The sequence below is a fragment of the Klebsiella sp. 18074 genome (genome assembly GCF_902705905.1).
GTDB lineage: Bacteria > Pseudomonadota > Gammaproteobacteria > Enterobacterales > Enterobacteriaceae > Klebsiella > Klebsiella terrigena.
Genome location: NZ_CACSIS010000041.1, coordinates 23,364 through 31,864, shown reverse-complemented (window position 1 = coordinate 31,864; position 8,501 = coordinate 23,364). Strand labels below are relative to the sequence as shown.

Below are 8,501 nucleotides of genomic sequence, written 5' to 3'. Positions count from 1 at the left end.
AGTTCGCAATTAGGGAACTGCTCAGGCGGATTGCTCAGGACTTCGAGCATTTTCTCGATGGTTGAGATTTTTTCTTCCAGTTCCATGATCAGTCCCTCGCCCATGATGGGATTTCAGTCTGCCCGTAATCCTTCCCTGCGAAATTTTCGGCAACTCGCACCTGTTGACTTGGTTGAGGCTTGGCACCATTTGGCTCAAACAGGCCTTGCCAGCCATTGGCGATGCTGCGGTTGATAATTTCTTCGGGCGAGTAACCGTTCAGTCTGCAGCGGTCCAGCAGGTTGATAGCCTGGGTGACCGTCTGCTGAGACTTGATCGGCTTTTTCAGGTCGCGACGATATGCCACCCATGACGACCAGATTTCTGCAGAAAGCCAGTCAGGCAACTGAACAGCTAACGCATCGAACGAAACCGCCCGGGGGGATTTAGGGGGTTTATTAATATTGTCTTTATTGTCTTTTGTAATAGTGTCTTTTGTGTGTCCCTGTTTTGGTGACACGTCTGTCACTATTTTGGTGACACTTTTTGTCACTACCGTGGGGACAGTGTCACCATTATGGTGACTGTCACTACCGTGGTGACAATCTCTGTCACTATCATGGTGACAAACAGGTCCAGTCTTGGCAGCTGGTACAGCCCACTCATTCAGGTTTTTATTTGGGCCAATTAAGGCGCCCTCGGCGATAAGTACTCGCATGATGAGCAGCTCATTTTTTGCCGCGTTTACCTTCTGACGCGGAAGCCTGGTCAGCTGGGAGATCTGAATATCTGCAATACGGTCCATCTTCTTGTTGAACCCGTACGTTTTACGGCAAACGGCATGAGCAACCTTTGACTGGTTTTTGGTCAGGTTTGCACCGATAAGCTCCTCATACAGCTCGTTAGCCAGACGGGTATATCCATCGTCTGTATCGGCCACACGCAGCTCCTGTAGTGCCACGACAGGCACAGGGAAATTGATTACTTCGGCAGTATTTGCCATAATTACTCCTGTGAATTGATCCAGTTAATTCGCCAGAAAGCCGTTGGTGCTCGAACACCGCGGCTTTCGCCTTTTTTGTTACCCTTCATGCCTCAAAATCCCCCTTCTCTCCCGGCCTGTTCGAAATCAGAATCGCCAGCAGCATCGACATGTTCGGCAGAAGATTTTCCCGCCAGCGGCTTACCGTTGATTTGTTGACGCCGGCCACTTCAGCGATCTTGGTTGCGCCCAACTCTGCTATCTGGCTATGCAACCAACTTTCAATTCTTCTGGCCTCCAATTTGTTGCGTGCCGTTGATGTCCCCATTTGTGATACTCCCTAAAGTGTTGTTTTGAATGGCCGCCGGTTAGGCGGCGCTGTTATTCGGCGGCGGGAAAATGGATGGGAGATCGGGGCGAAACTCATACGCTTTGATCTCTCCATCTACAGCAGCCACGAGGTCCGGGACGTGAACGGGGGAAATTCTCTTTTTCCCATTCAACCAGTCGCAGATCGTCGACTGCGCTTTCCCACATCGCTTGGCTAGTTCTTTTTGACTGCCTGCGATAGAAATCGCTTTTTCTACTGCGGGGTTTTTCATAATCACCTCAGCTATTGATTTTTTATGATTATGGATATCGCAAAAGAGATTGTCAATCGCCTATGCGATTTTTTGCCAGTCTATCGCTATAGCGATAGGATTGAGGGAGTTACTTTGCGGAGGTTTTATGGATTTCTCTGGGCGCCTGGCGCATGCGATGTCATTAGCTGGATATACACAAGGCAGACTAGCGAAAGAAGTTGGGATGGCGCAGTCCAGCGTTAATAAGCTGCTCAATGGCGCCAACGGCTCACGCAAAACAGTAGAGATTGCGTCCGTTCTTGGTGTGCGGCCTGAATGGCTGTCTACTGGAGACGGTGAAATGTTTTCGGTATCCGGTCAGATCACGAAAGACCAGCCCTTGGCTACAGCTAAGAATGGAATTTATCGCGTTGATGTTCTTGATGTGAAAGCCAGCGCCGGACCAGGCGCACTCATTACTAATGATTTCATTGAGACCATCCGCGCAATAGAGTACACATCCGAGCAAGCACGATCTCTGTTCGGAAATCGGCCTGCCCATAATATTAAGGTGATCACTGTCAGTGGTGACAGCATGGACACAACCATTTCCCCTGGTGACGAGATCTTTGTCGATATCAGCGTGACCCATTTTGACAGCGATGGTGTGTATGTTTTCGTTTTTGGGAAAACACTTCATGTTAAACGCTTGCAGATGCAAAGGGATCGCCTAGCCGTCATTTCAGATAACCCTATCTATGAAAAATGGTATGTAGAACCTGGTGACGAAGACCAGTTCTATGTGATGGCTCGTGTCCTCCTCAGGCAATCCATAGAATACAAACGATTTGCATAACCCGCTCCGGCGGGTTTTTTTATGCCCTCTCGCTTCGCTTTTCTCATAAAAATCCAACCTCTTTAGATTTTTTTCATAAAAAATCACTTTAATTATCACAATCATATCACCATACCGATATCAAATATCGCTTAAGCTATTGACCGCGATAATCGCCAAAGCTATTATCAACTCATCCAAACAACACCGGCAACGCCGGGAAGTCGTAACAACGTTCCGTTAGCCGCGATAAGGCCAGGGTGAAGAGATGATCCGTGAAGAAGATAAATCCAAGTGGTTTAAGTTCCTGGCAAACGCGTTCGCAATCGTGGCCGGCGTTCTGGTGGTAAGCGCGTTATGCCTGCTTCCTGGCGGTGTCGCATGAGCAGAAACGGCATTCGTTCACTGACAGTCGTCGTTCTGCTGATGATTCCGGTATGGGTGGCGGCATTCAAGTTTGTTGCGTCTCTATGGGAGGTCTTTCATGGCTAAGCCAATTCCAAACAACGGTCGCGCCGTAATGATGCGTAACGCTAAAACAGGCGCCACCTGGAAGGTTTCTCGCGACTACCTGAACGAAACCTTCTGGTTCGAACCGCAGGGAAACTTACGGCATATCCGCCAGTGCTTTGAAGCACGTGAGCTGCTGCCAAATCTGGTACCGGCCGGAACGCACTAACCGGAACGCAAATTTAATTAAGCCATTAGGCAGCCAATACAGGTGCCGGGCATCTCTCAACCTTTTGCAGGAGAAACCATGAGCGAAATAACGGATTTAGTCGTCATCGAAAAAAAGAACGCGATGGCCGTATTCACCAGTAACGACCAACTCGACCCTCTTATCGAAGCTATCGAGAAAGAGGCACGTAGCCTGGTGCCTGATGTGACGACCAAAAAAGGCCGCGACGCTATCGCTTCAATGGCTCACAAAGTGGCGCGCTCAAAAACGTACATCGACAACGCCGGTAAAGGCCTGGTCGCTGAGTTAAAGGCGCTGCCAAAGCAAATCGACGAAAGCCGCCGCGTTGTCCGCGAACGTCTCGATGCGCTGAAAGATGAAGTGCGCCGCCCGCTAACCGAATGGGAGGCCGAACAGGAACGCATTAAAGCCGAAGAAGCCATGAACGCGCTGCACGCCGAAGCGCTGGAAATGAACATCAAGTTCGATCAGGAGTTGGCGGCCAAGTTCGAAGCGGACCACGAAATGGCCCTGCTGATGGATAAAGATATTGACCGCGAACGCGCAGATAAAGCAGCCGAAGCCGAACGCCAGCGCATTGCCCGCGAAGAAGAGATTAAGCGGCTGGCAGAAGAGAAAGCGAAGCGTGAAGCAGCAGAACAGGCGCAGCGTGAAATTGACGCCGCGGCAGCAAGAGAGCGCGAAGCGATTTTGGCGAAAGAGCGCGCTGAACGTGAGCAGAAAGAAGCGGCAGAAAAAGCAGAGCGCGAACGAATTGCGGCAGAGCAGAAAGCAGCGGCTGACAAACAGGCAGCTATCGATGCTGAGCGCCGCAAAGCCCACGAAGAAGCCGATCGCATCCGCCGTGAAGCAGAGCAGCGTGAACAGGCGCGCCGGGCTGAAGAAAAGCGCAAAGCCGAAGAGCTGGCTCGCCGCGAAGCCGATGTTAACCACCGCAAGGCTATCGGTACCGACATCGTTAAAGCTCTGCAGGCCAATACCACCCTAACCCGCGATCAGGCTATCGAAGTCCTCTCCGCGATTAAAGACGGAAAAATCCCGCATACCGGGATCAGCTACTGAGGTGCTTATGGCGGCTTATCACGTTCAGGACCGGATTGAAGAGCAATCCTGGAACAAGCATTACCAGGAGCTGGCGCGCGAAGAGAAAGAATCAGAGCTCGCTGATGACATGGAGAAAGGACTGCCTCTCCGTCTGCTGGAATCGCTATGCATTGACGAACTTCAACGCCGCGGAGCCAGCAAACAGGCGATAAGCCGCGCATTCGACGATGACGTGGATTTTCAGGAAAGCATGGAGGCTCACGTTCGCTACATGGTCGAGGTTATCGCCCGGCATCAGCTCAACATTGAGGAGGAGCAATAATGACTACTCAACTTATTGAACAGGTATTCAGCTTAGTTAATCCACTAAAGGCTGAATTCGAGCAGGTTTGCTCTGAACCCTCTATCAATTTCAGGCGTGAATCTGAGTTCGCGATGCAGATTTTCGCCAATAACGATTACCTGGCTAAAGTCGCAATCGGTAACCCGGTAAGCACCAGAAGCGCAGTAATGAATGTTGCCGGGATCGGTGTCTCCCTTAACCCGGCTCAGAAGTTGGCTTATCTGGTTCCGCGCAAAGGGGCTATCTGTCTCGACATCAGCTACATGGGCCTGATGCACATCGCACAGCAATCCGGGGCCATCAAATGGTGCCAGTCGGAAATTGTCCGCAAGAACGATCAGTTCCGCCGTGAGGGACTGGATAAGCCACCGGTTCACATTTACAACGATTTCGACACTGCAGAACAGCGAGGCGACATTGTTGGCGCATACGTCGTTATCAAAAGCGACGACGGCGATTATCTAACCCATACGATGCGCATCGCTGATATCTACGGGATTCGCGACCGCTCAGAAGCATGGAAGTCATACAAGAGCAGAGGCACATCATGCCCGTGGGTCACAGACGAAGAGCAGATGATCCTAAAGACGGTTGTTAAGCAGGCAGCCAAATACTGGCCGCGCCGCGAGCGCCTGGACGCAGCCATTGATCACGTTAACACCGAAAGTGAAGAGGGAATCAACTTTGCCGCTCAGCGCCAGCCTGAACGCGACATAACCCCAGCAGAAACAGCAACCATCAAAGAAATTAACGATGTACTTATCGCGATGAATAAGACATGGGATGACGACCTGCTTCCTCTGTGCTCAAGAATTTTTCGCAGAGATATTCGTGAGTCTTCAGAACTGACTCAAGCCGAGGCTGTTAAGGCTCTCGGCTTCCTGAAACAAAAGGCGGCAGCATGACGCCAGAAATTATCCTTACGCGAACTGGCATTGACGTCACCCGCGTTGAACAGGGAGATGAATCCTGGCACCGCTTGCGCCTCGGCGTGATCACTGCCTCTGAGGTTCATAACGTCATCTCTAAACCGCGATCAGGCACCAAATGGACTGACATGAAAATGTCCTATTTCCACACGCTACTCGCAGAGGTTTGCACCGGCGCGGCGCCGGAAGTTAACGCCAAAGCTCTGGCCTGGGGAAAACAGTATGAGGACGATGCGCGCACCCTCTTTGAGTTCACTACTGATGTGAACGTCACAGAGTCGCCGATCCTTTTCCGTGACGAAGGAATGCGCACCGCCTGCTCTCCGGACGGCCTGTGTAGTGATGGGCGCGGCCTTGAGCTGAAGTGCCCTTTCACCTCTCGCGACTTCATGAAATTCCGGCTGGGCGGCTTCGAGGCTATCAAATCCGCCTACATGGCCCAGGTGCAATTCAGCATGTGGGTAACCGGTAAGGACGCCTGGTATTTCGCAAATTATGACCCTCGCATGAAACGAGAAGGCATTCACCACGTGGTTGTTGAGCGAGACGACAAGTACGTGTCTGACTTCAACGAAATGGTGCCGGAGTTTATCAGCAAGATGGATGAATCGCTGGCGGAGATAGGCTTTACCTTCGGGGAGCAGTGGAAATGAAACGCACACCATTTTACCGCAGGCCCGGCATGTCCGGACAGTTCTCAGGACTGCGCGAACGCGTGATCTGGATGATTCAGACCCGCGGACGTCCAGTGACCGGCAGCGAAATAGCGGAGAAATTCGGCGTAACGCTCATCGAGTTTAACCGCGTTGCCAACTGCATAACCCGAGGTGGCGGACAGATAGCGAAGATCGTCTCATCTGAAACCTGGCTCAACGATGCCGGAATATGCGACCGCACCTTTACCCTGGTTACAAAGCCAAAGGTCATTACACCAAAGGGGAAATCTCGCCTTTTCACTCGGCGTTCTATGGCCCAGGCAGCAAAGGGAAATAAGCAGCAGTGCATTGAGAAAGCAGCGCGCCGCAGCCGTTTAATCGCCTCTGGTCTTTATATCGACGAAATGGAGTCAGTCCTATGAAGCGCTACTCACTTATCTATGCCGATCCGCCATGGTCGTACGGGAATACGATCAGCAACGGCGCCGCAGTCGACCATTACTCAACAATGCGGCTAATCGACCTTAAGCGCCTACCTGTGTGGGAGGTTGCAGCCGAAAACGCAGTGCTGGCGATGTGGTACACCGGCACGCACAACCAGGAAGCAATCGAGCTGGCCGAAGCATGGGGATTTACAGTGCGCACGATGAAGGGTTTCACCTGGGTAAAGCTGAACCAATTGGCCGAACTGCGCATTACCAAGGCTCTGGCAGAGGGAGATGTGACCGACTTTTACGACTTCCTAGACCTGCTGAATACCGAGACGCGCATGAATGGCGGCAACCACACCCGAGCCAACACGGAAGACGTACTGATCGCCACCCGCGGCACCGGGCTGGAACGCAAGCACGCTGGAATTAAGCAGGTGGTCTACAGCCCACTCGGCGCGCACAGCGAGAAACCGTGGGAAGTTCGGCACCGCCTGGAGCTGCTCTACGGCGACGTGCCGCGGATTGAGCTGTTCAGTCGCAGCGCAGCGCCAGGCTGGAGCCACTGGGGCAACCAGTGCGCCACAGCTTCCGTTGAGCTGATACCTGGCTGCGCCATTGACGTTGTGAAGACGGAGGCAGCATGACGCCAGAAGAGAAAGAAAACGCCCTCCGCGCCCAGGCTCGTCGCTGCGCAGAGGAGCTAACCAAAGCGATGAGCGCAAAGCCTAAACCGAAGTGGAACGCTGTATGCCCCCCCATCCTTCGCAAGCACTACGAGAAGGTCCGGCCTATGGGCGTCAGCTTAGTCAAATTTGTCAGTGTTATTGGTCGGCTTAGCGGCCGCTATGGAGTGGAATCATGAGCAAGTCATTAAACGCGCGTTGCATACGTCGCTGGGAAGTGGAATTCAAACCTTTCTGTGATTCAAAAGTTAACCCCTACTGGCGCAAGCGTGATCTGCGCGGGTATATCCGCGAAGCGGCTCTTACCACCGCTTACAGCATGGTCGAGAGCATGGCTGAACGTAACGCCAAGGTTGACTATGACGGCTCACCAAATGGCTGGAGCCCTGAATTCTCAGCCTGGTACCACGAACGCCGGGAGCAGTATCTCAAGGAGGCTCGTGACTTTCTGAACGAAGAAGCCACTACCGAAGAAATCGACGAAGAGATTCAGAACGAGTTGGAGGCCTGGAATGACTGAGCTGAATTACAACCCAGAAGACCCCGATAAAATGCTGTTGCCAGCAGGTAAGTCCTGCGGGGAGTGCGCGCACATTCGTCGCTGCAAAGCTATTTTCGGCCATACCGAAACTGACACCTATTGCGACTGGTCGCCATCGCGCGCAGTTTTCAGTCAGCCATTAAGCCAAGAAGGCGGTGCCGAATGAACAGAGCCTCCCCCGTTGATTTAAGGAAATGCCTTGAGGCGGCACATGGCCTCGCTCATATCGGCATCCGGTTTGTGCCGATCCCGGTAGCGACAGAGGAAGAGTTCCAGGTCCTGTCTGCCGAGCTTTCACGAAAGCTTGAGCAGATGGCGATTGAAGCTGAAAAGAGTGAAGGCGGTGCAGCATGAGCGCAGAAATCATCGATCAGGCCAACGAACTCGAAGAGCTGCAGCGTGAAGCCGCCATAGCGAGGTGTCGAATCGACCATAACGCAGTTTCGGCTATTCATTGTGTGGATTGCGGGGAAGGAATACCAGAAAGGCGTCGGGAGGCGGTGGCGGGATGTCAGCGCTGCGCCTCCTGTCAGGAAGAGGCTGAAGAACGCGGAAAGCATCGGATTTTATCGAGAGGTCTAAAATGAAACACGAAATGCAGCCAGACAGCCTTGTTGACCTGAAATTCATCATGGCAGATACTGGCTTCGGAAAAACCTTCATCTATGACCGGATAAAGTCCGGCGACCTGCCAAAAGCCAAAGTCATTCACGGTAGAGCAAGGTGGTTATATAGTGATCACTGCAAGTTCAAGGATAGGCTCTTAAGCAGCTCCGATGGGTAAAATGGTGGGTAAATTAATTTCCTCACCTATA

Annotated in this window: 17 protein-coding genes; 14 read left to right on the top strand and 3 right to left on the bottom strand. The window is 52.3% G+C overall.

From position 1 onward, the window contains the following. Positions 1-88 precede the first annotated feature (88 nt). The 3 genes from GVK32_RS26355 to GVK32_RS26345 all read right to left on the bottom strand — a co-directional run bounded on the left by GVK32_RS26355 (position 89) and on the right by GVK32_RS26345 (position 1,563). Positions 89-982, bottom strand: a complete 894-nt coding sequence (locus GVK32_RS26355) for a replication protein (protein WP_159873651.1) — start codon at positions 980-982, stop codon at positions 89-91. 85 nt (positions 983-1,067) lie between these two features. Then, positions 1,068-1,289, bottom strand: coding sequence for a CII family transcriptional regulator (locus tag GVK32_RS26350; RefSeq protein ID WP_159873649.1), 222 nt, complete (start codon positions 1,287-1,289; stop codon positions 1,068-1,070). A gap of 40 nt (positions 1,290-1,329) precedes the next feature. Next, entirely contained in the window at positions 1,330-1,563 is a 234-nt protein-coding gene (locus tag GVK32_RS26345) for a helix-turn-helix domain-containing protein (RefSeq protein WP_159873647.1), read from the bottom strand. Positions 1,564-1,690: 127 nt separating this feature from the next. Here GVK32_RS26345 and GVK32_RS26340 point away from each other — a divergent pair, with 127 nt between their 5' ends. The 14 genes from GVK32_RS26340 to GVK32_RS26280 all read left to right on the top strand — a co-directional run bounded on the left by GVK32_RS26340 (position 1,691) and on the right by GVK32_RS26280 (position 8,470). Continuing rightward, positions 1,691-2,380 carry a helix-turn-helix transcriptional regulator gene (locus GVK32_RS26340; protein ID WP_155884444.1) on the top strand — a complete coding sequence of 230 codons (690 nt, stop codon included), beginning with the start codon at positions 1,691-1,693 and terminating at the stop codon, positions 2,378-2,380. 463 nt (positions 2,381-2,843) lie between these two features. Then, positions 2,844-3,038 carry a hypothetical protein gene (locus tag GVK32_RS26335; protein ID WP_135184513.1) on the top strand — a complete coding sequence of 65 codons (195 nt, stop codon included), beginning with the start codon at positions 2,844-2,846 and terminating at the stop codon, positions 3,036-3,038. Between the two features lie 78 nt (positions 3,039-3,116). Further along, positions 3,117-4,121, top strand: coding sequence for a hypothetical protein (locus GVK32_RS26330; protein ID WP_159873645.1), 1,005 nt, complete (start codon positions 3,117-3,119; stop codon positions 4,119-4,121). Positions 4,122-4,128: 7 nt separating this feature from the next. Beyond that, a complete protein-coding gene (locus GVK32_RS26325; protein WP_159873643.1) occupies positions 4,129-4,425 on the top strand; it encodes a host-nuclease inhibitor Gam family protein in 297 nt (98 codons plus the stop codon). Further along, positions 4,425-5,351, top strand: a complete 927-nt coding sequence (locus GVK32_RS26320) for a recombinase RecT (protein ID WP_159873642.1) — start codon at positions 4,425-4,427, stop codon at positions 5,349-5,351. Before GVK32_RS26325 ends, GVK32_RS26320 begins: the two co-directional genes overlap by 1 nt. Then, the gene (locus GVK32_RS26315) at positions 5,348-6,028 is read left to right on the top strand and encodes a lambda exonuclease family protein (protein WP_159873641.1); all 681 of its coding nucleotides are present in this window, start codon (positions 5,348-5,350) and stop codon (positions 6,026-6,028) included. Before GVK32_RS26320 ends, GVK32_RS26315 begins: the two co-directional genes overlap by 4 nt. Next, positions 6,025-6,453 carry a regulator gene (locus tag GVK32_RS26310; protein WP_159873640.1) on the top strand — a complete coding sequence of 143 codons (429 nt, stop codon included), beginning with the start codon at positions 6,025-6,027 and terminating at the stop codon, positions 6,451-6,453. Before GVK32_RS26315 ends, GVK32_RS26310 begins: the two co-directional genes overlap by 4 nt. Beyond that, complete coding sequence (locus GVK32_RS26305) at positions 6,450-7,106, top strand: MT-A70 family methyltransferase (RefSeq protein ID WP_159873639.1); 657 nt, start codon at positions 6,450-6,452, stop codon at positions 7,104-7,106. Before GVK32_RS26310 ends, GVK32_RS26305 begins: the two co-directional genes overlap by 4 nt. Continuing rightward, on the top strand, positions 7,103-7,324 hold the full coding sequence (locus tag GVK32_RS29300; protein WP_224225484.1) for a hypothetical protein: 222 nt from the start codon (positions 7,103-7,105) through the stop codon (positions 7,322-7,324). Before GVK32_RS26305 ends, GVK32_RS29300 begins: the two co-directional genes overlap by 4 nt. Next, entirely contained in the window at positions 7,321-7,665 is a 345-nt protein-coding gene (locus tag GVK32_RS26300; RefSeq protein WP_159873638.1) for a hypothetical protein, read from the top strand. The genes GVK32_RS29300 and GVK32_RS26300 overlap by 4 nt, the downstream gene beginning before the upstream one ends. Further along, the gene (locus GVK32_RS26295) at positions 7,658-7,852 is read left to right on the top strand and encodes a hypothetical protein (protein WP_159873637.1); all 195 of its coding nucleotides are present in this window, start codon (positions 7,658-7,660) and stop codon (positions 7,850-7,852) included. The genes GVK32_RS26300 and GVK32_RS26295 overlap by 8 nt, the downstream gene beginning before the upstream one ends. Continuing rightward, the gene (locus tag GVK32_RS26290) at positions 7,849-8,040 is read left to right on the top strand and encodes a DUF1382 family protein (protein ID WP_159873636.1); all 192 of its coding nucleotides are present in this window, start codon (positions 7,849-7,851) and stop codon (positions 8,038-8,040) included. The genes GVK32_RS26295 and GVK32_RS26290 overlap by 4 nt, the downstream gene beginning before the upstream one ends. Further along, positions 8,037-8,273 carry a TraR/DksA family transcriptional regulator gene (locus tag GVK32_RS26285; RefSeq protein ID WP_159873635.1) on the top strand — a complete coding sequence of 79 codons (237 nt, stop codon included), beginning with the start codon at positions 8,037-8,039 and terminating at the stop codon, positions 8,271-8,273. The genes GVK32_RS26290 and GVK32_RS26285 overlap by 4 nt, the downstream gene beginning before the upstream one ends. Next, entirely contained in the window at positions 8,270-8,470 is a 201-nt protein-coding gene (locus GVK32_RS26280) for an AlpA family transcriptional regulator (protein WP_159873634.1), read from the top strand. The genes GVK32_RS26285 and GVK32_RS26280 overlap by 4 nt, the downstream gene beginning before the upstream one ends. Positions 8,471-8,501 lie beyond the last annotated feature (31 nt).

What these genes read in the sequence shown, in the direction of transcription:
- GVK32_RS26355 (WP_159873651.1), bottom strand. Translation starts at nt 982, where the DNA reads ATGGCAAATACTGCCGAAGTAATCAATTTCCCTGTGCCTGTCGTGGCA.
- GVK32_RS26350 (WP_159873649.1), bottom strand. Translation starts at nt 1,289, where the DNA reads ATGGGGACATCAACGGCACGCAACAAATTGGAGGCCAGAAGAATTGAA.
- GVK32_RS26345 (WP_159873647.1), bottom strand. Translation starts at nt 1,563, where the DNA reads ATGAAAAACCCCGCAGTAGAAAAAGCGATTTCTATCGCAGGCAGTCAA.
- GVK32_RS26340 (WP_155884444.1), top strand. Translation starts at nt 1,691, where the DNA reads ATGGATTTCTCTGGGCGCCTGGCGCATGCGATGTCATTAGCTGGATAT.
- GVK32_RS26335 (WP_135184513.1), top strand. Translation starts at nt 2,844, where the DNA reads ATGGCTAAGCCAATTCCAAACAACGGTCGCGCCGTAATGATGCGTAAC.
- GVK32_RS26330 (WP_159873645.1), top strand. Translation starts at nt 3,117, where the DNA reads ATGAGCGAAATAACGGATTTAGTCGTCATCGAAAAAAAGAACGCGATG.
- GVK32_RS26325 (WP_159873643.1), top strand. Translation starts at nt 4,129, where the DNA reads ATGGCGGCTTATCACGTTCAGGACCGGATTGAAGAGCAATCCTGGAAC.
- GVK32_RS26320 (WP_159873642.1), top strand. Translation starts at nt 4,425, where the DNA reads ATGACTACTCAACTTATTGAACAGGTATTCAGCTTAGTTAATCCACTA.
- GVK32_RS26315 (WP_159873641.1), top strand. Translation starts at nt 5,348, where the DNA reads ATGACGCCAGAAATTATCCTTACGCGAACTGGCATTGACGTCACCCGC.
- GVK32_RS26310 (WP_159873640.1), top strand. Translation starts at nt 6,025, where the DNA reads ATGAAACGCACACCATTTTACCGCAGGCCCGGCATGTCCGGACAGTTC.
- GVK32_RS26305 (WP_159873639.1), top strand. Translation starts at nt 6,450, where the DNA reads ATGAAGCGCTACTCACTTATCTATGCCGATCCGCCATGGTCGTACGGG.
- GVK32_RS29300 (WP_224225484.1), top strand. Translation starts at nt 7,103, where the DNA reads ATGACGCCAGAAGAGAAAGAAAACGCCCTCCGCGCCCAGGCTCGTCGC.
- GVK32_RS26300 (WP_159873638.1), top strand. Translation starts at nt 7,321, where the DNA reads ATGAGCAAGTCATTAAACGCGCGTTGCATACGTCGCTGGGAAGTGGAA.
- GVK32_RS26295 (WP_159873637.1), top strand. Translation starts at nt 7,658, where the DNA reads ATGACTGAGCTGAATTACAACCCAGAAGACCCCGATAAAATGCTGTTG.
- GVK32_RS26290 (WP_159873636.1), top strand. Translation starts at nt 7,849, where the DNA reads ATGAACAGAGCCTCCCCCGTTGATTTAAGGAAATGCCTTGAGGCGGCA.
- GVK32_RS26285 (WP_159873635.1), top strand. Translation starts at nt 8,037, where the DNA reads ATGAGCGCAGAAATCATCGATCAGGCCAACGAACTCGAAGAGCTGCAG.
- GVK32_RS26280 (WP_159873634.1), top strand. Translation starts at nt 8,270, where the DNA reads ATGAAACACGAAATGCAGCCAGACAGCCTTGTTGACCTGAAATTCATC.